This is a genomic window from Allosediminivita pacifica (assembly GCF_003054175.1).
In the GTDB taxonomy this organism is placed as follows: Bacteria; Pseudomonadota; Alphaproteobacteria; order Rhodobacterales; family Rhodobacteraceae; genus Allosediminivita; species Allosediminivita pacifica.
The window spans coordinates 1-25,622 of record NZ_QBKN01000029.1 but is presented as its reverse complement, the minus strand read 5'-3'; the positions used below and the strand labels follow the sequence as shown (position 1 = coordinate 25,622).

The following is a 25,622-nucleotide window of genomic DNA, read 5'->3' as shown; positions in this document are numbered from 1 at the left end:
AGACAGAGGGACAGACATCATGATACCTGAAATCGGGCATTTCGCCCTCGCGTTGGCCTTGTCCCTCGCTGTGGTCCAGAGCGTCATGCCAATCCTCGGGGCCTCACGCGGCAACGTGCGGTGGATGCAGTCTGCCCGGTCTTCCGCGATCGGGCAGGTGTTTTTCGTTGGAGTGGCCTTCGCGGCGCTGATGCGGTCATTCGTGGTCAGCGACTTCACCGTCAGGAACGTGGCGGAGAACTCGCATTCCCTGAAGCCACTGCTGTTCAAGATCGCGGGGACCTGGGGCAGTCACGAAGGCTCGTTACTTCTTTGGGTGCTGATCCTGACGGTATTCGGTGCCGGCGTGGCCGTGCTGGGATCGAACATCCCGGCAGCCACGAAGGCGCGCACGCTGTCCGTGCAGGCCTGGATCAGCGTCGGGTTCCTGTCTTTCCTGCTGTTCACCTCCAATCCGTTCGACCGCGTATTCCCGCCTCCCGCGGACGGCAGCGACCTCAATCCCCTGCTGCAGGACGTGGGGCTCGCGATGCATCCGCCCTTGCTCTATTTCGGCTATGTCGGGTTCTCGATCGTGTTTTCCTTCGCCGTCGCGGCCCTGATCGAGGGACGCATCGATGCCGCCTGGGCGCGATGGGTCCGGCCCTGGACCCTGGCCGCATGGATGAGCCTGACCGCGGGGATCGCCCTTGGGTCGTGGTGGGCCTATTACGAGCTGGGATGGGGCGGCTGGTGGTTCTGGGATCCGGTCGAGAACGTCAGCTTTATGCCCTGGTTGCTCGGCACGGCACTCCTGCATTCGGCCATCGTGACCGAGAAACGCGATGCATTCAAAAGCTGGACCATTCTCCTGGCCATCCTGACGTTCTCGCTGTCGCTTCTGGGCACCTTCATCGTGCGCTCGGGGCTGCTAACCTCGGTCCATGCCTTCGCCGTGGATCCGGAGCGGGGGATCTACATCCTCGGGCTCCTGGCCCTTTCCATCGGCGGCTCGCTGACGCTCTACGCTTGGCGCGCGCCGGTCATGGAGGGCGGCGGATTGTTCCGTCCAATCAGCCGCGAGGCCGGGCTTTTGGTCAATAATCTGATCCTGGCGGCCGCAACCGGAACCGTCCTGTTCGGAACCTTGTATCCCTTGCTCCTCGAGGCCCTCACGGGCGACAAGATCTCCGTCGGACCGCCCTTCTTCAACGCGGCGTTCGTGCCCATGATGCTCGTGCTCGGCCTTTTCATGGGTGCCGGCCCCTTCCTGTCATGGAAGCGCGCGGATCTTGCCGGCGTTCTTCAACGGGTCCGGTTCGTCGCCGGGCTGGCGGTTCTTGTCACTCTCGCCGTCTGGTACCTGATCAGCGGCGGTCCTTTCCTGGCCTATGTTTCCATTCTGATCGCGGTATGGCTGCTTCTGGCGACTCTCCGGGAATGGGCGTTGCGGATCAAATTCATGGAAGCTCCTCTGAGCGAGACGCTGCGCCGGGCGCGCAATCTGCCGCGTGCATCGCACGGCATGACGCTGGCGCACGTCGGCCTCGCCGTGGCAATGATCGGCATGATCGGATCAAGCGCTTGGAAGAGCGAAGAGATCGTCTTCGTCACGCCGGGGACCGACGTAACGATCGCCGGATTCGACGTGACCTTTACCGGTGCCGAGCGTCTGCGCGGCCCGAATTACATCGCGGATCGCGGCAGGCTCGAGGTCCGGCGAGACGGCGAGCCGGTGACAACGCTCTACCCGGAGCGGCGGAGCTATCCCGTGGCGCAAAGCACGACCACGGAATCCGCGATCCGGTCGACACTTGCGGGCGACCTTTATGCTTCGATCAGTGAGCCCGCCTCGGAAGAGGCGGCCAGCGGCGAAGCCTGGACGCTGCGCATTCTCTACGAACCGCTGGTCAATTTCATCTGGCTCGGTGCCTTGATGCTGGTGGCAGGCGGCGCGCTCTCGCTATCGGATCGGAGGCTGCGCGTGGGGGTGCCGCGTCGAACCCGCCCCCATGGCGACCTGCGCCTGCCTGCAGAATAGGAGACCCCATGAAACGCCTGTTTGCAGTGGTGCCGTTGGCTGTCGCCGTAGTGCTCGGAGGATTTTTCCTCTGGGGGCTAAACCCCGAACGCGACCCGAGCGAAATTCCGTCGGTCCTGATTTCGCAGCCCGCACCGGAATTCGATCTGCCTTCCGTTCCCGGTGTCGATGTGCCGGGCCTGGGGCGCGCAGACCTGACGGACAACCCGGGCCCCGTGGTCATCAACGTCTTCGCCTCGTGGTGCGTCCCGTGCAAAGCCGAGCATGCCGTGCTGACGCGGTTCGTCGAGCGTTACGGCCTGCGTCTCTTCGGGATCAATTACAAGGACGAACCCAAGGACGCCGCGACCTGGCTCTCGGATCTGGGCAACCCCTACGCGCGGATCGGCTCGGATCGTTCAGGACGCGCGGGCATCGAATGGGGCATATCCGGCGTCCCCGAAACCTTCATCGTCGGCCGCGATGGGACGGTGCTCTACCGCTATGTCGGCCCCATCGTGGGGGAGGAGGCTGTCGCGAAGTTCACCACCGCACTGACCCAGGCCGGGGCCCTTGACCGGGAGTTGGGCTCATGATCCGGGCCCTGTTTCTGATCATCATGCTGGGGTTGCCTGGGCTGGCGAATGCCGTGGAGCCGGACGAGATGCTGGCTGACCCGAACCTCGAAGCGCGGGCCCGCGAGATATCGAGGGAGCTGCGCTGCGTCGTCTGTCAGAACCAGGATATAGACAGTTCGAATGCAGGCGTGGCGCGCGACCTTCGCCTTCTGGTGCGCGAGCGGTTGACGGCGGGCGACAGCGACACGGAGGTCATCGACTTCGTCCGCGCCCGCTATGGCGATTTCGTCCTGTTCAAACCTCCGTTCAAACCGCAGACCTACGCGCTCTGGATCGCGCCGTTCGCTCTGCCCGCTGCCGCATTCGTGATTGGCGGAATACTCCTCTGGAGAGCACGGCGACGCGCTTCGGTCGAGGACCTCAGCGATGAGGAAGAGGCGCTCGTCGCCGAGGTCCTCGCAAGACATGGTAGGAGAGACGAAAAATGATCTGGGTTGCTTTCCTTGTGATGGCTCTTGTCGCGACAGCTTTCGCGCTCTTTCCGATCTTCAGGACGGATACGGCGGCCGTCGTTCGCTCCGACGCGGTCCCGGCGGTGCTCGCCGATCAGCTGGAAGAAGTCCGGCGTGATCTGGACCGTGGTCTTATTTCCGCCGCCGAAGCCAAGGCTGCGGAGCTGGAGATCAAGAAACGCATTCTGTCTGTCGTTCGCAGAACAACGAGTGAAGAACATGGTCCCGGCGCAGGCGGCGGACGGGCCGGCGCGATCCTTGCCGCGCTTTTCGTCCCGCTCATGGCCTTTGGATACTACACCGTGAACGGGGCTCCTGACGTCCCGGCCCTGGCATTCGGGGAGAGGGCCCCCGAGCGCGCGGAGGAGGCCCGGATCGTGGACTTGGCGCAGCAACTCCATGATCGCTTGCAGAACGATCCGAATGGCGGCGCGAGCGAAGGCTGGATGCTTCTCGGTCAGACCTACATGCGGATGCAGCGCTTCGAGGACGCCGTGAGGGCCTTCGAGACGGTCGCGGATCGCTCGGATGCAACCTCGGCGACCTGGTCGATGCTGGCAGAAGCCTTGATCGGGGCCAACGCCGGGACGGTGGTTCCGCGCGCCGAGGCGGCAATCGAACGTGCCCTGGAGATCGACGCAATGAACCCGGCGGCCACATTCTACGCCGCGCTGGCCGAAAGTCAGGGAGGCGACGACGCCAAGGCCTACGATCTGCTCACGACCCGCCTGACGGAAGCAAACGGATATGCGGCCTGGATGGATAGCTACGTGGCCCGGATCAATCGGCTCGCACAGGCGACAGGCAAGCCGCGCGTCGCGGTTTCGGACTACGCGTCCGAAGCTCCGCGCGGTCCCAGTGCCGCAGACGTTGCGGCGGCGCGCGACATGTCCGAGGACGAGAGAGCCGACTTTATCAGGTCTATGGTCGATCGTCTTGCATCCCGGCTGGAAGCGGAACCGGACGACCTGGACGGGTGGATGAGGCTTGGCAATGCCTACAAGGTCCTGAACGAGCGCAAGAACGCCATCGAGGCCTACAGCCGTGCGCAGGAACTGCTGGAAGCCGCGGCTCAAGACGACCCTCGAAGACAGATCGTCGAGAAAGCTCTCCGGGATCTCCAGGGGTGACGTAGTGCCGAAGGGGCCTGAGATGGCCTTTTCAAGGATCTGCCGCGGTCATCTGCCGGACAAGGCGGCCGCCCGCTGGATCGATGGTGAAGGACACGGCAAGGAGGAGAGAGCGATGAGTTCGCATGGCAACCCGCACGCCGGCCACATGCCTTCGGGCGGTCGGGGCATGGCAATTTCGGCCTGGCTGACGGGCGTGTATTTCGTGATCGAGATGGGCATCGGCTTATGGACCGGGTCGATCGCGGTGATCTCGGACGCGTTCCATACCTTTTCGGCTGTCGGCGGCGTGCTGGTCGCAATTGCCGCGGCTCGGCTTGCCAAGCGCCCGGCAGACGAATCCTTCAGTTTCGGCTGGTATCGCTCGGAGATCATCGGTGCGCTGGTCAACGGTGGCTTTCTGCTCGGCATGGCACTGGTCGTCATCTACATGGCTGCGATGCGCCTCGGGTCGCCGATAGACCTGCCGACCGGGCCGATGCTGATCGCGGCTGCGGGCGGGCTCTTCACCGAGGTGATCTCGCTCTGGCTGATCTGGCAGCAGAGCAAGACCGACCTCAACGTGCGTGGCGCTCTCTGGCACATCATCCAGACCTTCGTCGGGAGCCTTCTGATCATCGTAACGGCACTGGTCATCAAGTTTACTGGATTCCTACTGATCGACCCGATCCTCGGCATGGCATTCGGGGTCGTGCTGCTGTGGGCGAGCTGGGGCATCCTGCGCGACGCGGCGCGGCTGCTGATGGAGGGCACGCCCGACGAGGTGGATTTGCGAGGGGTGATCGAGGCGCTGGAGGCAATGGACGGAGTGCAGGATGCCCATCATGTCCACGCCTGGACTCTGACCAGCGGGCGCAACGTGTTTTCCGGACATCTGAGGGTTTCTCAAGACGCCGATACGCAGGCACTGCTGAAAGATGCGAATACGATGTTGAAATCGGATTTCGGTTTCTTCTTCGTCACTCTTCAGATCGAAACCCGGTGCCTGGACGAGAGCGGCGCCAAGAAGATCGACGTGACCCGTGGTGCTGCCGAGACGGGAGGTGAACCATGACCGCAAGGGGCCGAGGATCGGAGCCGTCACCTCGGCTTCGTGTCGCGCGACAGGTCGTCCGTCAGACTGTCAGACGTGCAGTGCGCAGCGGCATTGCCAACCGGCAGTTGACGGACACGCAGGGCCGCCCGATCCGCTGGCTCGGTCCTGAGATCCATTCCTATCTGGCCGCAATGGATGCGGAAGCGGTTGCTCGTCGCCCGCACGCGCGGTTCGACGAACTTGACCGCTTCGGGAACCGCCTGATGGTCGAGATGGCGATCTGGACCGTCGCGGCCGACCGTGCATTGAGGAAATCGGGCATTTCGCCTGAGAGCGCGCGACAGGTGGTGGCCGACCTCGGCTGGGAAATCTACCGCAGGATGCTGAGCCTCACCTCTCTGCCCGTGCGGCTCGTGACGAGGGATCCCGGACGGCGCCTTAGGTGGACCATCCGAATACTGCTGGTCTTTCCCTTCAGCGCCCCCGGAGCGCCCGGATACGAGGTGCAAGCGCGGCGTGAGGGCGATGACATCCTGACCCATTTCACCTGCTGCCCGCCCCAGAGTTTCGTTCGCCGGGTGGCCGAGACGGAGGGCGATCCCGACGCGCTGGAGACCTTCCGCCGCAGCTGGTGCACCTACGATTGGCCGGGCGCCGACCTGATTGCAAGCGATGCTTCGCGGGGCCATTACCGTCGTCCGCACACGCTGTCGCACGGCGACTCCGTCTGCGACATGTGCTGGGCAGCGCGGGCACGGTCTGCTTAGGCTGGAGGTTTCATGCGCACGCTACTGCTGCTGGCCCTGATCACCGTCTCCGAGGCGACGATCGGCATATTCGTCAAGCTCACCGGCGGACTGATTCCCATCCACACCTTGAACTTCTACGCGTTGCTGACGGCGACATTGTTCCTCATGCTGACGATGCCCGTCCTGAATGGTGAGCCTTTGCGGCTGCCTCGGGGAAACATGACCGACACCGTGATCATCGGCGTGCTCATTGCGACGCAGATCAGCGTCTTCAACCTGGCGATGACGCTTGTTCCCATCGCGAACGCCGTGATTTTCTGGAGCGTTGCACCGTTCTTTACCTTCATCTTGTCGGCCATTTTCCTGAAAGAAAGAGCGACCCTCGGGAATGTCCTGACCTTCGGGATCGCGATCGTCGGCATCGTTCTTGCCAAGCCGCTGTCCGGCGGACACATGCTCGGCAATCTCGTGGCGCTGGTTGATGGAGCCGTCTATGCCGCGATGGTCACCTACATGCGGCACGAGGGAAAATCCGAGACCGGAAACGACATTGCCTGGTCGATGCTGGTGGCCGCGCTGATCCTTGCCCCTTCGGTGCTGATCTTTGGGCCCGGACAGGTCTTTTCACCAACGCCAGGCATGGGGGAGGGCGGGGTCCCGGTCGGCATCTGGGCTCTGGCGCTGGGACTCGTCTCAACGGGCTTCGCCTATTTCGGGATCTCCCTGGTCCTCAAGAGGCTGAACGCCAATGTCTATTCGCTGATCGACATTATCGTCTCGCCGGTCGTGGCGACCCTGCTTGGTTTCCTGATCCTGGCGGAAATCCCGGCGGCGAGCACCGTTTATGGTGGTGCGCTCCTGCTGTTCGCCGGGTTCCTGCTCACCTGGCAGACCACGCGGGACACCCCGAATATCGCGGTTCACCCGTGCCAATGCCAGGCAGCGTCCGCGTAGCGTCGGGGGTCACCAGTCCTGATCAAGAAGGCCAGACGTGGTCGCCCGGTCGCCCGAGGCGGAGCGCAGCGCGTTGATCACCGCCTCACCCGACAGGATTTCCGACAGCACGATACCGTCAGGGACGCCCGGGCCGTAGACGGCGTTGAACGGGATGCCGTAGCGATCAAAACTTTCGAGATAGCGAGAAATGGTCTCGTCCGGTCGCGTCCAGTCGGCCTGCATCGGGACGGTGCCCTCGGCGCGCAGCGCGGTCAGCACGGGATCGCGCTCGATGACCAGTGCCTTGTTGGCCTTGCAGGTGAGGCACCAGTCGGCCGTAACATCGACGAAGACGACCTCTCCGCGCGACACGCGCCGCGCGATTTCCGCCCGGTCGAAGGGCATCCAGCCGAGCGAAGAGACCGCGACTTCGGTCGCTTCTGTTTTGGTCAACTGGGGAACTGCGATCAGGGACAGCCCGGCGCATGCGGCGACGATCGGCCAGCGGGCGGCCGAGGGCAGACGTGGGACGGAGAGAGCGACCGCCAGCGCCAGCGCCAGCCCGCCTACGGCGGCTGCCGCGGCTGTCCCAGCCACCCCTGCCATCACCCAGAGAAGCCAGGCCACCGTGGCCATGAGCAGGCCCCCGAGGAGAAACCTCAACGCCACCATCCAGCGCCCGGGCTTCGGCAGGAGCGAAATGGCGCCCGGCACGGCTGCGACCAGGAGGTACGGCACGGCCAGCCCGATCCCGAGGCTGGTGAAGACGATGAAGATATCGATACCTCGCCCGGCCAGTGCGAAGGCGATGGCCGTCCCGAGGAACGGGGCCGAACATGGCGTCGCCATGACAGCGCCGAACATGCCGGTCAGGAAATCCGCGGCATGCCCGTGTCCGCGTCCGGAATTCGCCAGCCGCGTCTGCAGGCCGGAGGGCAGGCTGAACTCGAAACCGCCCAGCATGTTGGCAGAGAAAACCGACAGCAGCAGCACCATCGCCGCAAGGAACAGCGGGTTCTGGAATTGCAGCCCCCAGCCGACCACGACACCGGCCCGCTGCAACAGGAAGAGGATCAGCGCCAGCCCCCACATGAATGTCAGGGCGCCCCCGGCGGCGGCGAGGAAGCCCGCGCGCACCGTGCGCCTATCCTGCTCGCCGTGTTTCATGACCGTCGAGAGCTTTATCGAGAGGACCGGCAGCACGCAGGGCATGACGTTCAGGATCAGTCCCCCGAGGAAAGCGACCAGTGCGATCCAGATCAGGGTTTCGATGCCGGGGGCGGCGGTCGCGATGCTGAAAGGTGGGGCAGGGGCTTCGGCAGCACGGTCCGGCGTGACGGTGAAGGCTCGGTCCGGGCCGTCTGTCACCGTGAGGACCGGATCGTGAAGCGTCGCGTCGTCGGTCGAAAGGACCGGCAGCGTGGCCCACAGTCTGCGCCCGCCGTCGCCAAGCCGGACATCGGGTTTGCCGAGAGCGTTGTCTGCGCCGAGTTCCGGGAAGACGTCCGGGTCCTTGAACGGTGTGGCGCTGCGAAGCGAGATGGTGAGCGCGGTCGTCTGGTTGTCGAGATGGAAAAGCGCCTGATCGACGCCGATGCCGTCCCCCTCAGCTGGAACGCGCGCCAGAAAGCCGGCGATACGGTCGGCGACCGGCTGATCGATTCCGTTACTGGCCGGCAGATCGAGGCTCAGGTGGAAATCCCGCGGCACGCAGACGTCTGAACAGACGAGCAGCGAGACTTGCGCCTCAAGCTTTGCCGGCTCTCCCGGTCGTGCGAGTTCGATCCGGAGCGGGAAGACGACTTCGCCGTGGTAGCCGAAGTTCTCGATACCGAAGGCCGTGAAGCGCTCAGGGGCGGGCCAGAGGAATTCCACCTCCGCGATGTTCTCCGATCCCGCCCAATCCACCGATGGTGAGATGCCGACTTCACCTGGTGACCGCCAGTAGGTCTTCCAACCGTCGCCAAGGTCCAGGTCCAGCCCCCCTGATAGGGTTCGGCCGCTGTCGGGCACTCCGTCCTGGGCAGAGATCAACCGCGCCGTGACGGCGGGGGACTCATATGGCTGCGAGGACGCGGCATGGACGGCTGGGGTAGTGCCGAGCGCCGCGGCCGCAATGACCATGACGAAACGATATGTCGTCAGCATGTTATGGAGCATCTTTCGGGATTCCGTAAGTGGCGGGCAACGATCGGCGATCTCCCAGACAAGCGGACATGCCGTGAAGCTCGTTGCAACGCCACCGGCAGAACAGGACCCGTGGTCGCGTGATCGCTGTCGTCTTCGACAGGGGGGATCATGACCCAAACACGAAGCCCTGGCGGCCGTCATCGCATTCGAGCCTTCGCAAGTCCGTGCCCGTTCTGTCCGTCACGCGACACCCCCGGGGAAGAGCGACACCCTCTTCCCGGGTCGACAGCGCGCCGGTATCGCGAAAGCACTCGGCAAGAGAGGCCGAGCATCCGCCGAGCGCAAGCAGCAATGCGCTAACCTTCAAGACTTGTGGCGTGGACACCCGGGCTCCCCGTCCGACTTTCGTTCCCTGGCCGATCGTCGGCAACCGGTATGGGCTCAGCGATGAGCTTGGGAGCTGTTTCACCGTCCCCATGGCAGGACTTGCCCATCATCCTGTGCATGACAACATGGCCCCCGGCGCACAGGATCAACGGGGCGAAAATCCCGGCATTGGCCCAGAGACCTGAAACGCTACCTCCCGTAACGAAGAATGCGCCGACGGGGATCAGCATGACCGCGCAGCAGGCCATCATGCCGTATCGCATGAGCTTGTTGCCTTGGGGGTTGCCAGGTCGATTTGCGTGTATCATGGTCGCCTCATCCTTCAGAAATTGTTGCTTCATTTGCCGCCCTCCCGGAGTGGAAGGTCAAGGATACAAACCGATACATTTCTCGCAGGCTTGTCAGGTTGTCGCACGCACCTTCTCGGGTATTCATCTTCTTGGAACAGGCAAGGAAGAAGGACACAGGCAGATGAAGGCAGATCGTTCGATCAACTTGAACCGGCGCGGACTGATCGGCGGTGCTCTCGCCCTGATAGCCACGCCGGGTATCGTTCACGCCGCCGCCGATAAGGCGCGGCGCAACATTTCGTCGTTCCGCACGCACGACTGGCGCGATCACTTCGACCGGATCGGAAACGGCATCATCATCGCCGACACCACGTCGAGGATGCTCCAGCACTGGACGGGAGACGGCGAGATGCGCATCTACCCGACCTCCGTCCCGCTGACCGAGGACCTCACCCGCCGCGGCTACACCGAGGTTGTCGAAAAACGCGAGAACCCGGGCTGGGGCCCCACGGCGTCGATGCGGGAGCGCGATCCGACCTTGCCCGCTTACGTCGAAGGCGGCGACCCGCGCAATCCGCTCGGCACGCGCGCGCTTTATCTCTCGTGGCAGTACTACCGGATCCACGGCACGCAGGACACGCGCAAGATCGGGCGCCGCTCCTCGAGCGGTTGTATCGGCCTCTACAACCGGCAGATCGAGGAGGTCTATGAAAGGGCGCCCGTAGGAACCCAGGTCAAGCTCATCTGAGTTTCGGAAAGAGAAAGAAAGACAGGTACATGGACAAGCTGACCGTGATGGTGGCCGTCGTTCTGGCCGGGGGGCTCGGAATTGCGGGCTGGCAGTTCCTGCAGCCCGCGGCCGCGCCGACGGGGCATTCGATGACACCGCCTGACATCAGTGAGGTTGCCGAAGGCGCTCCGATTGCGGAGGTCAGCCTGCCGGAAGAGCTTTCCGGCAACGCCCAACTGGGGAAGAAGATCTTCGAGGCCAAGTGTTCCAGTTGCCACGGTCAGAGCGCAGCCGGACAGAATGGAGTCGCGCCGCCACTGGTTCATAAGATCTACGAGCCGAGCCATCATTCCGACATGGCGTTTGTCGCGGCGGCTCAGAACGGGGTGCGGTCGCATCATTGGGATTTCGGCAACATGCCCCCGGTCGAAGGCGTGACGCCGGGCGACGTCAAGATGGTCGTGGCCTATGTCCGCGAACTGCAGCGGGCAAACGGGATCGAGTGATGATCCTGCGGCGTGCGAACGGATTGCTGAACGCCCTGGTTCTGCTTGCCGTGATGTTCGTGGCGGGCGTGCCCGATACCGCGTCGGCTCACGCGGACGATCACGCGCCGTCCCGCTCGGCGGCCCTGCATGAGGCACATGACTCACCGGTCCACCAGTCGGACGAGGAGGGCGCGGGGCATTGCCATCCCGGGCTCGACTGCTTCACGGCCGCCGTTTTCATCCTGGCGGTGGACATCACGCCGCCTGAATTCGTCACCACGACGGCATACCTCACGCCGTTCCACATGGTTGACGACGTTCGCCCCGACATGGACCTCCCGCCGCCGCGCCGGCATTCCTGAACAACCCATGAACCGGAATTCAGGACGACGGAGTAACGATACGATGAAGAGAACGACCATTCTGGCAGCAATCGCCGTGACTGGAACGGCGGCGGCCGCCCTCGCACACAGCGGCGCGACGGGCATCGTCAAGGAACGCATGGAAGCAATGAAGGCCATGGGCGACGCCGTGAAGACGGTCACCCCGATGATGCAGGGCGAGGCCGAGTATGACGCCGATGTCATGCGCGACGCCGCGCGCACCTTCCAGGAGCATTCGGGCGAGGCCCTGACCGAGCTGTTCCCGGAAGGCTCCGACGGGGCACCCTCCGAAGCCAAGGACGTGATCTGGTCGGACTGGGAGCGGTTCGAGGAGCTTGCGAGGTTGCTCGACGTCTACGGCGAGGGCCTGGAAGGCGCCGCCGGCAACGGCATGGCGGGTGGCGGCAACATGGGCGCAGGATCCATGATGGGCGGCAGCTCCGGCATGGGGTCCGGCTCCATGATGGGAAGCGGGTCCATGATGGGCTCTGGCTCGGGCATGATGGGCGATGACGCGTCCGACATGATGAGCGCGGAGGACATCGCCGAAATGCCGGCCGATGCGGCGTTCAACATGACGACGCAGGTCTGCTCGGCCTGCCATTCGCGGTTCCGGGCGGAAGACGACTGACCATGCGTCGGATAATCTATTGGTCGGTCGGGGCGGCGGCGCTTGGCGGCGCCGCCCTGGCCGCGGTGATCGCATGGCCGGTCGGCAGCGCACCCGCGCCGATCGAGCTGGAGGGTAACGTCGACAGGGGGGCCTACCTGGCGCGCGCCAGCGGCTGCATCGCCTGTCATTCGAATTTCGAGGTAGGAGGCGCTCCCCTGGCGGGCGGCGCTCCGCTCGAGACGGATTTCGGCACCTTCTACCCGTCGAACCTGACCCCGGACCCGGAGCACGGGATCGGAGACTGGACGGCAGAGAGCTTTGCCAAGGCGGTTCGCCAGGGCATAGGCCCGGACGGCGAGCCTTATTTCCCGGCTTTCCCCTATCCGTTCTATGCCGAGTTCTCGGACCAGAACATTGCCGATCTCTGGGCCGCGTTCCAGACCGTCACGCCGGTGGCCGAACCCGCGCCAGAACACGACGTCAGCTTCCCCTTCGATCAGCGGTGGGGGCTGAAGCTCTGGCGCGCCGCGTTCTTCTACGAGCCCAACACGGAACCGCTGCCCGACCGCAGCGACGCCTGGAACCGGGGCCGTGAACTGGTGCGTGGTGCCGCGCATTGCGGGGCCTGCCACACGCCGCGGAACCTGGCGGGTGGCCGTGACCTTGGCGCCGTCTTTGCCGGCAATGCCGAGCTTCCGGGCGGTAGCAAGGCGCCGTCCATCCGGGCCGAAGACCTCGAACAGAACGGATGGACGGTCTCGTCGCTGGCCTATGCGCTGCAATCGGGCGTCACGCCCTCGGGCGACGCATTCGGCGGCAGCATGGCCGAGGTTGTTCGCGAAGGCACGCGGTTCCTGTCTTCACAGGATCGCGAGGCGATGGCGATCTACCTGTTCGACGCGGAGGTAGGCGGGGCCGACGACATCGTGAAGGAAGAAGGGGAGTCCGCAGAGCGGAAGACCCGGATCGACTGAGAGAACGGCGGGGCCATCGGCCCCGCTCTGAAAGGAATGAACCGATGATAGCCACAAGGCGTGATGCCCTGAAACTGGCCGGACTTGCTGGGCTTGGCGCGGGCCTTCCGCGGGGGCTCTTCGCCGCCGAGGAGAAGCCCGAACTCGCGGCGCAGGTCGCTCGGCTTCAATTGCTGCCCGAAAGTTACCCGCAGACCGAGGTCTGGGGCTATGGCGGCACCATCCCGGGACGCGAGATCCGGGTGGGGCAGGGCCAGCGCCTGCGCCGGCGCTTTGTCAACGACCTGCCGCAGGCCAGTTCGATCCACTGGCACGGGATCCGCATCGACAATGCGATGGACGGGGTGTCAGGCCTGACGCAGGACGCCGTCGCGCCAGGCGGCACCTTCGACTACGATTTCGTGACGCCGGATGCCGGGACCTACTGGTATCACGCGCACAACAGGTCCTGGGAACAGGTGGCACGCGGACTGCATGGCCCGCTGATCGTCGACGAAGCCGAGGCGCCGGATGTCGATCGCGAAGAGGTGCTCGTTCTCGACGACTGGTTGCTGAATCCCGAGACCGGCCAGATCGACGACAGTTTCGGTCATCCGATGATGATGAGCCACGGCGGACGCACAGGGAATTACGTCACCACCAACGGGCGCTACAACCTGTCGCTGCCCGTGCGACGGCACGAGCGGCTGCGTCTTCGGCTGATCAACGCATCGAACGCCCGGATTTTCCCGCTGAAGCTGTCGGGGCTGGAGGGCTGGATCGTGGCCCTGGACGGGATGCCGCTCGCCACGCCAGCCCCGGTGGAGCATGTCCTTGTCCTTGGCCCGGCACAGCGGACGGACCTGATCGTCGACGTTTTGGCAGAAGAAGGGGAAACGGCAGACCTGGTCCATGTCGGCGATGCCGAGAATTTTTCGCAGGTCGTTTTCACTGTGTCGGGCACGGCCAGCCAGACGCGGCGCGCGGCGCCCGTGGCCCTGCCGCCGAACCCGAAGATGGATCTGCCGGACCTGGCCGGGGCGACTCCGCTGCGGCTCGTCATGTCGGGCGGCGCGATGGGGCGCATGGACTCCGCCATCCTGAACGGCGAACGCATGGCTTTCCGCGAATTGGCGGCCGCGGGTCGGTTCTGGGCATTCAACGGCGTGGCAGAGATGACAGATACGCCGCTGGCCGACTTGGGGCTGGGCGAGACCGTGCTGCTGGAGATCGTCAACGACACCGTTTTTCCCCACGCCATGCACCTGCACGGCATGCATTTCCGAGAGGTGTCCGAGGACGGCGCGTTGGGACCGCTTCGGGACACGATCCTTGTTGGCGGCAGGGAGACGCGCGAGATCGCCTTCACCGTCGACAATCCCGGCGACTGGCTGTTCCACTGCCACATGCTCGGTCACGCGGCCTCGGGCATGACGACATGGGTGCGGGTCACATGAGGGGCGTTGTCATCGGGACAGTCTTCGCGGTTCTTGCGGCTGCGGGCTTCTGGTTCGTCCTCGGGCAGGGGACGACCGAGAATGCCTCTGCGGCGCCGGTGGACATCGCCGAAGGCAAGGCGCTCTACGCCGAGAACTGCGCCTCCTGCCACGGAGCCGAGCTTGAGGGCCAGCCCGACTGGCGCTCACCCGGCCCCGATGGGCGTCTGCCGGCGCCGCCGCATAACGAGACGGGTCATACCTGGCATCACCCGGACAGCGTCCTGTTCGACTATACCAAGCTGGGCGGAGAGGCCCTGATGGCGCAACGTGGCATGGAATTCGGCAGTGGCATGCCGGGTTTCGGTGACAGCCTGACGGATCAACAGATCCGAAACATTCTGGGTTACATCCGCTCGACCTGGCCCGAAGACGTGAAACAAGCCCAGGCAGAACGAACGAAAGCGGACAATGGAGCGAACTGAAATGACGCTGAAGAAACCGATCCTTGCGCTGGCGATGGCAGCCCTGCTGCCGATGCCTGCGCTCTCCCAGGAGCTTGACGAGGCGCGGGTCAAGGAACTGGTCCTCGAGGCGATACGCGAGAACCCCGAGATCATCATGGAGGCGGTCGCGCTGCTCGAACAGCGGCAGGCGGATGCCCAGGCCCAGAACCAGTCGGACGTGCTGCGCAACCAGCGTGACCTGATCGAGCATGATCCGAACGCGCCCGTGCTCGGCAACCCGGACGGCGATGTGACCGTGGTGGAGTTCTTCGACTACAACTGCCCCTATTGCCGCCGCGCAAAACCGGAGATCCGGGCCCTGATCGAGGAAGACCCGAACGTCCGGCTCGTCTACCGCGAATGGCCCATCCTCGGCGAAGGATCCGTCTTTGCCGCCAAGGCGGCGCTCGCGGCCCGTGCGCAAGGCAAATACGAAGACTTTCACTGGGCGATGATGGCGATTGATGGCCGCGCGAACGAAGCCTCAGTCATGCGTGTCGCCGAAGACGTCGGGCTGGACCTGGATCAACTGAGACAGGACATGGAGGCCCAGGAAGTTGCCGAGCACATTGAAACCTCGATGCGCCTGACGCAGGCGCTCGGGTTCAATGGGACGCCGTCCTTCGTCATCGGCGACGCGCTCGTGCCCGGCTTCGTCGAGAAAGAGCGTCTCTCCGATCTGGTGAGCGAGGCACGCGATTCTTCGCAGTGACGGTAAGCTCTGCGCCAGCGATGACCGGCGCGGGCCATGGTCAGGCGCTGACCTGCTGTGCGTCGTAGCCCGCGTCCTTGATCGCCGCGCTCACCTGCTCCGGCGCGAGGACGCTGTTGATGCTGACCCGGTGCGTGTCCAGGTCGCAGGCGACATCGGCGCCGGGGTCGGCGGCCTTGACCGATTTCTCGATGGCAGCCGTGCAGTGGCCGCAGCTCATGTCGGGCACATTGAATTGCATTGCGACGTCTCCTTGCGTTTGCTTCGCCGCAGATATGAGGATTCCAGCGGGTGGAAGGTCAAGAGGGCCGGTCACCGCGAAGAAAATTCATCCGCACGCTTGACCTTCCAGTGACTGGAGGCCCCACATGAGGGGCAGCCAAGAGGAATCAAGGAGGCCGTCATGCCCGAACCAAAGCCCGTCACTCTCTCCGTCGAGGGCATGTCCTGCGCCTCCTGCGTGGGGCGCGTGGATCGCGGTCTGGCGGCGCTGGAGGGGGTCCATGACGTCTCGGTCAACCTCGCCTCGGAAACCGCCCGCATGACCGTCGACGATCCCGCGCGTGTCGGCGCGGCGGTCGAGGCGCTCGACGACTTGGGCTACCCGGCGCGCCGGGCGACGGTGACGCTGAACATCGAGTCGATGTCCTGCGCATCCTGCGTGGGTCGCGTCGACAAGGCGCTCGAGGCCGTGCCGGGCGTGCTCGAGGTGAACGTGAACCTCGCCTCGGAAACCGCGAAGGTCACCTACGCCGAGGGCGCGGTCACGCCCTCTGACCTGACCGCCGCCAGCGCCGAGATGGGCTACCCCGCCACGGTGGCCGAGGCCTCCGGCGGCGAGGATCGTGGTGCCCGCAAGGAAGAGGAGGCGCGCGGCCTGCTGCGCCAGACGGCGCTGGCCGCCGCGCTCGCGCTCCCGGTCTTCCTGGTCGAGATGGGCGGCCACGTCTTTCCCGCCGTGCACCACTGGATCGACGCCACCATCGGCCAGCAGACCAGCTGGGTGCTGCAGTTCGTGCTGACCACGCTGGTGCTCGCCGGCCCCGGGCGCATGTTCTACCGCAAGGGCATCCCCGCGCTGCTCAAGGGCGCGCCCGACATGAACAGCCTCGTCGCCGTGGGCACCGGGGCGGCCTACTTCTACTCGGTCGTGGCGACATTCCTTCCGGCGCTGCTCCCCGAGGCGGTGCGCGCCGTCTATTTCGAGGCGGCCGCCGTCATCGTCGTGCTGATCCTGCTCGGCCGCTTCCTCGAGGCGCGCGCCAAGGGCCGCACCGGCGCGGCGATCCGCAAGCTGCTGGGCCTGCAGGTCCGCACCGCCCGCGTCATGCGCGACGGCGAAAGCGTCGAGGTCTCGGTCGACGATCTTTCCGCCGGCGACATGGTCCTCGTGCGGCCGGGCGAGCGTATTGCCGTGGACGGCGAGGTCACCGAGGGCTCCAGCCACGTCGACGAAAGCATGCTCACCGGCGAGCCGGTCCCGGCCGAGAAGGGCCCTGGCGACGCCATCACCGGCGGCACCGTGAACGGCGCGGGCAGCCTGACCTTCCGCGCCACCCGCGTCGGCGCCGACACTACGCTGTCGCAGATCATCCGCATGGTCGAGGAGGCGCAGGGCGCCAAGCTGCCAATCCAGGGGCTGGTCGACCGCATCACCCTGTGGTTCGTGCCCGCCGTCATGTCGGCGGCGCTGCTGACCGTGCTGGTCTGGCTGGTCTTCGGCCCGTCGCCCGCGGTGACGCTGGCGCTGGTGGCCGGGGTCTCGGTCCTCATCATCGCATGCCCCTGCGCCATGGGCCTCGCGACGCCGACCTCGATCATGGTCGGCACCGGCCGCGCCGCCGAGATGGGCGTCCTCTTCCGCAAGGGCGACGCGCTGCAGCAGCTCGCCTCCGTGGGCGTCGTGGCGCTCGACAAGACCGGCACCGTGACCGAGGGGCGGCCCGAGATGACCGACCTCGTGCTGGCCGAGGGGGGCGAGCGCGCCGACGTCCTGTCCAAGATCGCGGCGGTCGAGTCGCGCTCCGAGCACCCCATCGCCGAGGCCGTCGTCCGCGCCGCCCGGGCAGAGGGCGCCCCGCGCGCCGAGGCCACGGATTTCACCTCCGTCACCGGCCACGGCGTCCGCGCCACGGTGGACGGCGCCGAGGTCCTGGTCGGCGCCGACCGCCTGATGGCCCGCGAGGGCATCGAGACCGGCGCGCTCGCGGCGCGCGAGACCGAGCTTGCCAGCCGCGGCCGCACCGCTCTCTTTGCCGCCATCGACGGCCGCATCGCCGCGGTCATCGGCGTGGCCGACCCCGTGAAGCCTGCCAGCCGCGAGGCCATCGCCGCGCTGCACGACAAGGGCCTGACCGTCGCGATGATCACCGGCGACAAGCGCGAGACGGCAGAGGCCATCGCGCGCGAGACCGGCATCGACCATGTCATCGCGGGCGTCCTGCCCGACGGCAAGGTCGCCGCGCTGGACGAGCTGCGCGAGGGGCACCGCCAGGTCGCCTTCGTCGGCGACGGCATCAATGACGCGCCCGCGCTGGCCCATGCCGACGTCGGCATCGCCATCGGCACCGGCACGGACGTCGCCATCGAGTCCGCCGACGTGGTGCTCATGTCCGGCGACCTGCGCGGTGTGGTCAACGCCTTCGAGGTCTCGACCCGCACCATGCGCAACATCCGCGAGAACCTGTTCTGGGCCTTCGGCTACAACACCGCGCTGATCCCGGTCGCGGCGGGCGTGCTCTACCCGGCCTTCGGCCTGCTGCTCTCGCCAATGCTGGCCGCCGGGGCCATGGCGCTCTCGTCGGTCTTCGTGCTGACCAACGCGCTGCGCCTGCGCCGCATCGCGCCCGCCATGGACGAGGGCGCCGCCGCGCGCCCGGCCGCCCACGCGGCGCACGCGCCCGCAGAGTGAAAGGAGGACTGCCATGAACATCGGAGACGTCGCCCAACGCTCGGGCCTGCCCGCCAAGACGATCCGCTACTACGAGGAGATCGGCCTGATCCGCCCGCAGCGCGGCGAGAACGGCTATCGCCGGTTCCGCGAACAGGACCTGCACAAGCTGGCCTTCCTCGGCCGCGCCCGCGCGCTGGGCTTCACCATCGAGGACTGCCGCACCCTGATCGCCCTCTACGAGGACGAGAGCCGCGAGAGCGGGCAGGTCAAGCGCGTCGCCGAAGAGCACCTGCACCAGATCGACGACAAGATCGCGCAGCTTCAGTCGATGCGCGCGACGCTGGCCGAACTGGTGAGCTGCTGCGCCGGGGACGACCGCCCCGACTGCCCGATCCTGGAGGACCTGGCGCAGGATGTTCCGGAAGAGGCGGTCGGCGCATCAGAGGGAGTCCGATGACGGGAACCGGGGACAGAGCGCACTGGGATGAGGTCTACGAGTCGCGCGACGAAGGGGCCGTCTCCTGGTTCCAGTCGGAGCCGCAGCCAAGCCTTGAGCTGATAGAGCGCCACGGCGGCGGCAAGGCGGCATCGGTTATCGACATCGGCGGCGGGGCTTCGCGCCTTGCGGAAGCGCTCCTGGCCTCGGGTTATCGCGACCTGTCGATCCTGGATATCTCCGAAGCGGCGCTCGCGCGGACGAGAAAGCGCCTCGCCTCCTTGGCGGATCGGGTCGGTTTCATCGTGGCCGATGTCACCACTTGGAAGCCGGCCCGTCACTGGGATGTCTGGCATGATCGGGCGGTGATGCACTTCCTCGTGTCGGAGTCCGGCCAGGCGGCCTATCGCCGGGCGATGCTGGCGGCCACCGTGCCCGGGTCCGTGGCGATCATCGGCACCTTCGCGCCAGACGGCCCCGAGCGGTGCAGCGGCCTGCCGGTGAGGCGCTGGTCCGCGGACGATCTGTTGGACTTCTTCGCACCTGAGTTCTCGCTCCTGGACACGCGAAGGCACAGGCACGAGACGCCGGGAGGGGGAACCCAGAGCTTCGAGTTCGCTGTGCTCCGACGGGTTTGAGCCGTCGGCCCCAGACCCGGCCCGAGGTTGGCCAAGGGGAACCCTCCAGCGCGGGAGTGTTGTTTCACACTCAATTTACGGCAATTGAGGAGGCGACATGTCCTATATTCGGTTCGGTCTGATGATCGCGACTTCGACGATCATCATGTTCATCCTGATGTATCTGAACACCTACGCGTGGGAGCATCTCTTCTTCTCCGAGACGCGCGCCTACATGGCCATCCTGATGGGGGCAACGATGGCCATCGTGATGCTGTCCTTCATGGTGGCCATGTATTCGAGCAAAGCGCTGAACATCGCCATTTTTCTTGGCGCGGCGGTCGTCTTCGCCGGATCTCTCTGGCTGGTTCGCAGCCAGGTCACCGTCAGCGGGCCCAGCTACATGCGCGCGATGATCCCGCACCATTCCATCGCGGTCATGACGTCGGAGCGGGCCGGGATCGAGGACGCGCGCGTGCGCAAGCTCGCCGACGAGATCATCGCCGCGCAGCGCAAGGAGATCGCGCAGATGAGCCATCTGATCGCGGATGTCTCCGGCGGCAACGTGGTCAACGACATCTACGAAGACCCCGCCGCCGAACCGGGCAGCGTAGAGGACGCCCTGAACAACACCCTGATTTCCAAGCTCGACCTTTCGCCGCTCCCCGAGGAGGAGGCGAACCGGGTCGTCGACGCGCCGGGCGCATGCCGCTTCAACCGCAGTCCCGAGGCCGACCCGATCCTTTGGACCGGACCGGACGGTGAAGCCGTGACCAAGCTCAACGGTGTTCTTGTCGGTCTGCAATCTTCCGGTGGCGAGCCCAGCTTCACCTCGGATGGCATGGAGGTCAGCGTTCGACCGCTCGGAGATGAGGCGGACTGGCGGGGTGATGCGGAACTGACCTTCGCCCTCGATGCGGGGCTGACTGCAGGCTACCGGGGTTTCTGGTCGTGCGGCTGACGTCGAGCGCGACGGCACCCAGACTGCCTCGTCTAAAATCTGCGCTGCGGTATCACGCGGAGGCTCCACGTGATCCATTGTACTCGTCGAAGATGTCGTCGATCTCTTTCCCGGCTGCCGCGAGCGCGGCCAGTTTTGCCCTGTCACCAGTATATTTCTTTCGGGCCTGCTGCGAGGTGTGGTCATTCATCAACATGCCGGCCAGCGTCGCATCCTCGCTGATCGCGAACACGACATCGTAGACGATGGATCGACAGATATGAGCACCGGTCCCAAACTCGGTTGACCAGACCTGCGACACGTAGTTCTCGGCAACGCGCGTGCTGTCAGGATGGACAAAAAGAGGCCATTCTTCTTCCTTGGCCGCGTCGCGCAGGGCGTCGAGATATTTCGGGTCATCATCCTGAAGCAGGCGGGCATCGACGAAATGCTGCACATTCGGATGAACCGAACCGGGGTAGTCCTCCCGACCGGGACGATGCCGTGTCTTGCGCAACTTGTAGTCCCGCAGGCGGTAACGGCCCTCGGTCCAGACGAGGTCGCGGCCGAACCTGAGATCATGCCATTCTCGTCGAAGGGGAGTTAGCGGGGGCACCGCGATCGCCATGGCCCGATTGCGCTTGATGACCCGCGTTGCCGGGTTGGTTTGCTTGGCCACGTCTGCGAGGATGGATTCGGCGCGCGGATGAATGGTCGTGATGTCGATCGCGGCAAGGGCGGCAAATTTCTGCGCCGTCTCGACGCTGGCCCGGTCCCGCAGCTTCTGGAGAAGCTTGTCGATTTGCTTGACCAGGGGCTTCGGGTAGGCCTTCGAGAAGCGGAGGAAATCCCTGAGATCGGCGAATGTCGCGATGATGGTTGAGGTGCTCAGTGGCGCGCCCCGGGCGGAAATTCTGGTCGTCTCAAAAGTATAGTATTTCCGGAGGGAGGTTATTTCGAAGTCCAGCGCCAGCTGGCTTTCCCGGAGATACCAGCCGTATTGACACAGTTTCCGGGTCATGCGGTCGTAGAGATCCGGTGCCAGCTTGATCTCGCCACCTTCCCTCCGGTCCCGGATGCCCGCAAGGTGTTGTTGCCACTCCATGGGAAGCTCTTCGAGATAAAGCGAGATATTGCGCTTGTAGTCGCGGCGCGGCTCACGCGAGATGCCGGCAAAGCGCGCGCAGGCGGTCAGAGACTGTTCTGCAGCACGCAGAGACGCGAGCGGCGGGGCCTCGGGACCGTCGGTCTTGATCATTGCCGCGACAGCATTGCCGATGGCGGCGGCGCCGTCATTGAGGCGAGCCCAGACCCGGCAGTCGGACGGCGTGAGTTCCGCGCAGCCATGTTCGATCATGAACTCGACCAGGCTGTCGAGTGCCTGCAACTCCGCGAGCGGCATGCCCAGCAGGATGGGGGAAGCCGCGTTGGGTTGCCAGTGCGGTTTTGCGAGGATGACATGACGGGTCATTTTCCGGCCAAAGCCTCCGCCAGGAGATCCTGCACTTCCTCGAGCTTCTGCCGCTTGTCGATCCACCCGTAATAGGTGTCGAGCACGCCGACCGAGCAGCCGAGATACGCGGCTGCCCGCCCTCGGTTGCTCCAGGACCGCGCGAGCAGCAGCGTTGCGAAGCCATGCCGGAAATTGTGCGGGAACATCGGCAAGCCGATCTCTGCGCTACTGCGGGTCAGCCACTTGTAGAGCATCTTCCCTCCGAGAGGGTTTGCCGATCGCTCGGAGACGAACAGGTGTGTGGCCAGGGCGCACTTCTTCTCTTCGCAGTAGTCCGGGTTGGCGAAGTCGAAAAGCGGCCGCCCAGTCGTCAGGTACCAGTCGAGCACATCGTAGCCGCAATACTTGTCATCCCGGATGTGGATAGGGGGCAGCTCAACATACTCGCCTTTCATGTCTTTCTGCGCGACCCGTAGCTCGAAGAACTTCCTTTCACCTGTCGTCTTGCGGAACAGATTCTGCCCGGTGCCGCTACACTCTGCAGCCAGCGCACTGCCTTTCCGTAGGCCGGCGCCACGGATTGCCAGCGCGGAGAAGGCGGCGCAGGTCGATAGACGCCGCGCGGCACGCAGCTGCGATGTGGTGAGAGCCTTGTCTGTCGCGAGAACGTCCTTCGCACGCTCCTGGTAAAGCACGTGTTGCCTGAGAAACGTTCGAACGTCTGCGGGATTGTGAATGAGGTTCTCGCAGAAGGTCCGGTTCTTGGCGGACATCTTTTCACCCGCCGCGTGGCCTTCCTGAAGGTGCGGGTTCTTCTTCAAATTCTTCAGCCACTTCTTGGTCTTGAGACCGTTGGCCTTGCCGATCTGGGCGACGATGCGGACGTAATCCGCGGCGGTCCGAAGACTGAACCCGGCATCCGTTTGAGACTGTTCGATCCAGTGACGGATGGCGGCGATGCGAACCGGTGTCTCGAACAGCGAGTCGAGACAGTTCAACGACGCCACGTCCGCAGCGCCGGTTTCCTGTGCGGCCCGGGCCAGCGCGACCAAAGCTGCGCGGTAGGTCTCGGCCGTTTGCGCCTTGTAATTCTCTGTGCAACTCTCGGAGACATCATCGTAGGTGCTTTGGTCGTAGCGTGCCGTCTCGACCATGTCGGCGATCATCTTGCGCACGGAGTCGGGCAGGGGGATGCGGGCCGTCGGAACGAGATAGGTTGGGTCGAAGTCTGGTGGCAGATGTGCTGCGATCTGCGGGAAGACGCGATGGCGGGCAAGTGCCCTGAGGGCTGTCGCCGACGCGTCTCGCTCGTGGACGGGCATTTGATCCAGGAAGGGCGGAACGAGGTCGGGGGTCAGGTCCATCGGATCGATACCGGCCGCTCTTGCGCGGTCCGAGAAGGTTCGGATCGCGCCGAGTGTCCCCGAATGCACCGGACCGTGGTCTTTTGATAGGTCCGCCAGGACGGCCAGGAACGGGGTCCAGCCGTCGATGCGCTCCCGCAATGCTTTCTTCGCGGCGACAAGACCAAGGGTGGTCCGGATCCTGCGGCGGACGACCTCGCGCCACTTTGCATAGCTGGTCTTGGACTGCCAGAAACTCCGACCTGAGCCGGGCAGCGGACCGGCGCCGATCTGCTTGAGTGCCGGGAAATTTGTGTCAAACCACGCGAGGAGGTCGACCTCGCCCCCATCGAGAGTAGAGAGCGGTGCGTTGAAATACTCGGCCAACCGAGCAATGCGGGTGCGTTCGGTTTCGTTGACGGTCTCGTCGCATACTGTCTGCATGGTTTTCGAGGCTGGCACGACGTCGGACATGGCCGCCTGAGAGGCATTGGCGAAAAAACCCATTCGGTATTCCTTGTCGGGTTGTAGGGAGGCGGTCGACGTTCCGGACGGCCGCGCGATTTCGGAGTCAATCGGACTTAGGGTCCGATGCGGCCTCACGGAAATTTGCGTAATGGGCCCTGGTGCGCTTGACACCAGTGTGCCCGAGAAGCTGGGCTGCCGGGATCGGGGAGTGGGGGGGCGCATTCGTCCGGGAGAGGAGGCTCGCCTGGACGTGACGGATCCGCATGACGGACGTGCCGAGCGCGAAGACGTACCGCCGGATGGCGCGGCGGACGGCGTGGCGCCAAGCTTGGTAGGCTTGGGCACTGGTCCAGGGCGCCTTGGCATTGTCGAAGCCGCCGCTCGGAAAGTGCGCATCGAACCAGTCGATGTCCGCGGGAATCTTCTCGGGGGGCCTGTCGAGGAGGGTCTCGAGCCGGCGCAGGGCGGACTGTAGGCGCCGATCGGGTTCGTGCTCGAGCACCTCCCGAAGCGTGAATGGCGCCTGGGCGAGCGGGTTCGCAACGATGCGGCTTTGGTATTTCGTTTTGGGACCCATGGAATTTCCTTTCATCTGGTTCATTGAGGAGATTGGTCGCTTGGCGTGCAGACGAAGCGAAAATGTGCACTCGAGTCGGAATATCCGGGAACTAAGCGACGCCTTATGTTCCCGACAGTTTCGCCTCTTCCGGCGCCCCGTGCAGGCCATCGCCTCGGCGTGCATTTGCGCCGGATCCTGTGCAGGAGAGCTGCGTTTCAGACTGGGCGGCCGCACGTGCCGTGGTGTCTGCGAACAGGCCGCGAGACGTGCCGCCCGTGGAGGAGGGCGCGGCCTTCGGGGTGGCGATATTTGTCTCTTCGGCCCGGAGAGCGTCCTCCGAAGCGGGTTTCTCTTCTGAGGATGCGAGCCTGTGCACCACGTCCGAAACGATGTAGCGGATGCGCCCATGGCTGATGATCCGGGCCGGCAGGTCGCCCTCGTCCGCGAGGATCGCGTCGATCCGGGCTTGCGGGACCTTGAGATGCCGCGCCAGGCGCGTCGCGGGCAGGGCATGCCCGGGGATCGGCGCCAAGTCATGAAAGGTGTTTCTGGGGCTCGCCAGCAGCTGCTCGACCTGAGCCTTCAGCATGCGGTTCCGCTTCGGTCCAAACGCGTAGAGTGGCGGGTAGGGGTTGTCGGGCGCGCGCAGCTGGTTAAGGAGATTCTCCCCGGAGACACCGAACCACTCCGCGACGTCCGCGACACGTACCAGGCCGCTGCCGAGCATGTCGTTTTCGAGGGGGCCCGATGGCGATAGGCCGAGCAGGTGCTCATAAACTCTCGGCATCGGGTACTTGCGACCAAGCGGTTCAATTTCGAACCGGGCAAGAAAACGGCGAACTTCGTTGCGCGACAGCTTCGACCAGACACTCAAATCGATGAGTGTCGCGGCGTGAAGTCTTGCGAAGGGCGGCATGGGCATCTCCTGTTTTGCAGGAGATGGTTCCAGGCACAGAGTGACGGAAAGAATTTCTTCGCCGACGTGGTTGACGCTGATCTAAACCAGGCCTGGGCGGCTTTCGCGCCAATCGCGGATCCGCGCGACGTGGAGGCGGGCCGACGCGGGCGTCATAAAGGGTTGCTCGCGCATGATCCGCTCGAGGTTCTCCTCCGACACCAACTCGCCGGTCAAAGGATCGTCCCCGCACGAATGGACCCCGAACTTTCGCAAGCAGCGCCAGACGAAATGCGCGGCCTCGAGAACCTGCACGGTCTCGCCCTCGAGCGCGGTCTCGAACCTGCGCGGAAGGGTAACCGACCGGTTGATACCGTCGCCTGATCCTACGACTTCCAGTTCCACGGGAGCAGTTCGTCGAGGCGGTTGATCTTGTGATCGTGGATACGG

27 protein-coding genes are annotated in these 25,622 nt (G+C 64.9%); 19 read left to right on the top strand and 8 right to left on the bottom strand.

The annotated features are described in order from the left end of the window. Positions 1-19 precede the first annotated feature (19 nt). The 7 genes from C8N44_RS18665 (at position 20) to C8N44_RS18635 (ending at position 6,958) form a co-directional block, all read left to right on the top strand. Positions 20-2,020 carry a heme lyase CcmF/NrfE family subunit gene (locus C8N44_RS18665; RefSeq protein ID WP_107978291.1) on the top strand — a complete coding sequence of 667 codons (2,001 nt, stop codon included), beginning with the start codon at positions 20-22 and terminating at the stop codon, positions 2,018-2,020. 8 nt (positions 2,021-2,028) lie between these two features. After that, positions 2,029-2,595 carry a DsbE family thiol:disulfide interchange protein gene (locus C8N44_RS18660; protein WP_107978290.1) on the top strand — a complete coding sequence of 189 codons (567 nt, stop codon included), beginning with the start codon at positions 2,029-2,031 and terminating at the stop codon, positions 2,593-2,595. Further along, a complete protein-coding gene (locus tag C8N44_RS18655; RefSeq protein ID WP_107978289.1) occupies positions 2,592-3,065 on the top strand; it encodes a cytochrome c-type biogenesis protein in 474 nt (157 codons plus the stop codon). Before C8N44_RS18660 ends, C8N44_RS18655 begins: the two co-directional genes overlap by 4 nt. Positions 3,066-3,085: 20 nt before the next feature. Continuing rightward, the gene (ccmI, locus tag C8N44_RS18650; protein ID WP_244641123.1) at positions 3,086-4,219 is read left to right on the top strand and encodes a c-type cytochrome biogenesis protein CcmI; all 1,134 of its coding nucleotides are present in this window, start codon (positions 3,086-3,088) and stop codon (positions 4,217-4,219) included. Between the two features lie 115 nt (positions 4,220-4,334). Continuing rightward, positions 4,335-5,273: a cation diffusion facilitator family transporter gene (locus C8N44_RS18645; protein WP_107978320.1), complete on the top strand. Its 939-nt coding sequence runs from the start codon at positions 4,335-4,337 to the stop codon at positions 5,271-5,273. Between the two features lie 80 nt (positions 5,274-5,353). Beyond that, positions 5,354-6,022, top strand: coding sequence for a hypothetical protein (locus tag C8N44_RS18640; RefSeq protein ID WP_107978287.1), 669 nt, complete (start codon positions 5,354-5,356; stop codon positions 6,020-6,022). A gap of 12 nt (positions 6,023-6,034) precedes the next feature. Next, entirely contained in the window at positions 6,035-6,958 is a 924-nt protein-coding gene (locus tag C8N44_RS18635) for an EamA family transporter (RefSeq protein WP_107978286.1), read from the top strand. 9 nt (positions 6,959-6,967) lie between these two features. Here the strand turns inward: C8N44_RS18635 and C8N44_RS18630 are convergent, their stop codons facing one another. Together C8N44_RS18630 and C8N44_RS18625 are read right to left on the bottom strand one after the other, a co-directional pair. After that, complete coding sequence (locus tag C8N44_RS18630) at positions 6,968-9,088, bottom strand: protein-disulfide reductase DsbD family protein (RefSeq protein ID WP_107978285.1); 2,121 nt, start codon at positions 9,086-9,088, stop codon at positions 6,968-6,970. Between the two features lie 338 nt (positions 9,089-9,426). After that, positions 9,427-9,798 (bottom strand): DUF2933 domain-containing protein, encoded by a 372-nt coding sequence (locus C8N44_RS18625; protein ID WP_235905882.1) that lies wholly within the window; start codon positions 9,796-9,798, stop codon positions 9,427-9,429. A gap of 130 nt (positions 9,799-9,928) precedes the next feature. On the opposite strand from C8N44_RS18625, the gene C8N44_RS18620 reads away from it, so the two are divergent. The 8 genes from C8N44_RS18620 to C8N44_RS18585 are packed head-to-tail and all read left to right on the top strand — an operon-like array spanning position 9,929 to position 15,568. Then, a complete protein-coding gene (locus C8N44_RS18620) occupies positions 9,929-10,495 on the top strand; it encodes a L,D-transpeptidase (RefSeq protein WP_076695400.1) in 567 nt (188 codons plus the stop codon). 29 nt (positions 10,496-10,524) lie between these two features. Next, complete coding sequence (locus C8N44_RS18615) at positions 10,525-10,983, top strand: c-type cytochrome (RefSeq protein ID WP_076695398.1); 459 nt, start codon at positions 10,525-10,527, stop codon at positions 10,981-10,983. Further along, complete coding sequence (locus C8N44_RS18610) at positions 10,983-11,327, top strand: hypothetical protein (RefSeq protein WP_107978284.1); 345 nt, start codon at positions 10,983-10,985, stop codon at positions 11,325-11,327. Before C8N44_RS18615 ends, C8N44_RS18610 begins: the two co-directional genes overlap by 1 nt. 43 nt (positions 11,328-11,370) lie before the next feature. Next, on the top strand, positions 11,371-11,979 hold the full coding sequence (locus C8N44_RS18605) for a c-type cytochrome (RefSeq protein ID WP_107978283.1): 609 nt from the start codon (positions 11,371-11,373) through the stop codon (positions 11,977-11,979). Positions 11,980-11,981: 2 nt separating this feature from the next. Further along, a complete protein-coding gene (locus C8N44_RS18600) occupies positions 11,982-12,935 on the top strand; it encodes a c-type cytochrome (protein WP_107978282.1) in 954 nt (317 codons plus the stop codon). Positions 12,936-12,979: 44 nt separating this feature from the next. Continuing rightward, positions 12,980-14,371, top strand: coding sequence for a multicopper oxidase family protein (locus tag C8N44_RS18595; protein WP_107978281.1), 1,392 nt, complete (start codon positions 12,980-12,982; stop codon positions 14,369-14,371). Next, positions 14,368-14,835, top strand: coding sequence for a c-type cytochrome (locus C8N44_RS18590; protein WP_107978319.1), 468 nt, complete (start codon positions 14,368-14,370; stop codon positions 14,833-14,835). The genes C8N44_RS18595 and C8N44_RS18590 overlap by 4 nt, the downstream gene beginning before the upstream one ends. Position 14,836: 1 nt before the next feature. Continuing rightward, positions 14,837-15,568, top strand: a complete 732-nt coding sequence (locus C8N44_RS18585) for a DsbA family protein (protein WP_076695387.1) — start codon at positions 14,837-14,839, stop codon at positions 15,566-15,568. Between the two features lie 40 nt (positions 15,569-15,608). Here C8N44_RS18585 and C8N44_RS18580 read toward each other — a convergent pair whose 3' ends face one another. Next, positions 15,609-15,809, bottom strand: coding sequence for a heavy-metal-associated domain-containing protein (locus tag C8N44_RS18580; RefSeq protein WP_076695385.1), 201 nt, complete (start codon positions 15,807-15,809; stop codon positions 15,609-15,611). Between the two features lie 162 nt (positions 15,810-15,971). Here C8N44_RS18580 and C8N44_RS18575 point away from each other — a divergent pair, with 162 nt between their 5' ends. The 4 genes from C8N44_RS18575 to C8N44_RS18560 all read left to right on the top strand — a co-directional run bounded on the left by C8N44_RS18575 (position 15,972) and on the right by C8N44_RS18560 (position 20,475). Continuing rightward, the gene (locus C8N44_RS18575; RefSeq protein ID WP_107978280.1) at positions 15,972-18,479 is read left to right on the top strand and encodes a heavy metal translocating P-type ATPase; all 2,508 of its coding nucleotides are present in this window, start codon (positions 15,972-15,974) and stop codon (positions 18,477-18,479) included. Between the two features lie 13 nt (positions 18,480-18,492). Further along, complete coding sequence (gene cueR / locus C8N44_RS18570) at positions 18,493-18,918, top strand: Cu(I)-responsive transcriptional regulator (RefSeq protein ID WP_076695383.1); 426 nt, start codon at positions 18,493-18,495, stop codon at positions 18,916-18,918. After that, on the top strand, positions 18,915-19,535 hold the full coding sequence (locus C8N44_RS18565; RefSeq protein ID WP_076695381.1) for a class I SAM-dependent methyltransferase: 621 nt from the start codon (positions 18,915-18,917) through the stop codon (positions 19,533-19,535). Before cueR ends, C8N44_RS18565 begins: the two co-directional genes overlap by 4 nt. Before the next feature lie 97 nt (positions 19,536-19,632). Further along, positions 19,633-20,475 carry a DUF305 domain-containing protein gene (locus C8N44_RS18560; protein WP_107978279.1) on the top strand — a complete coding sequence of 281 codons (843 nt, stop codon included), beginning with the start codon at positions 19,633-19,635 and terminating at the stop codon, positions 20,473-20,475. A 52-nt stretch (positions 20,476-20,527) separates the two neighbouring features. Here the strand turns inward: C8N44_RS18560 and C8N44_RS18555 are convergent, their stop codons facing one another. From C8N44_RS18555 to C8N44_RS18535, 5 genes are all read right to left on the bottom strand, one after another. Further along, a complete protein-coding gene (locus C8N44_RS18555) occupies positions 20,528-21,925 on the bottom strand; it encodes a hypothetical protein (protein WP_107978278.1) in 1,398 nt (465 codons plus the stop codon). Further along, the gene (locus C8N44_RS18550) at positions 21,922-23,757 is read right to left on the bottom strand and encodes a site-specific integrase (protein ID WP_107978277.1); all 1,836 of its coding nucleotides are present in this window, start codon (positions 23,755-23,757) and stop codon (positions 21,922-21,924) included. Before C8N44_RS18550 ends, C8N44_RS18555 begins: the two co-directional genes overlap by 4 nt. 64 nt (positions 23,758-23,821) lie before the next feature. Further along, positions 23,822-24,319 (bottom strand): hypothetical protein, encoded by a 498-nt coding sequence (locus C8N44_RS18545; protein WP_146178874.1) that lies wholly within the window; start codon positions 24,317-24,319, stop codon positions 23,822-23,824. A gap of 79 nt (positions 24,320-24,398) precedes the next feature. Beyond that, complete coding sequence (locus tag C8N44_RS18540; RefSeq protein ID WP_076695371.1) at positions 24,399-25,193, bottom strand: hypothetical protein; 795 nt, start codon at positions 25,191-25,193, stop codon at positions 24,399-24,401. Positions 25,194-25,274: 81 nt separating this feature from the next. Continuing rightward, positions 25,275-25,622: hypothetical protein (locus C8N44_RS18535; RefSeq protein ID WP_210204187.1), on the bottom strand; the 348-nt coding region annotated here is incomplete at its 5' end.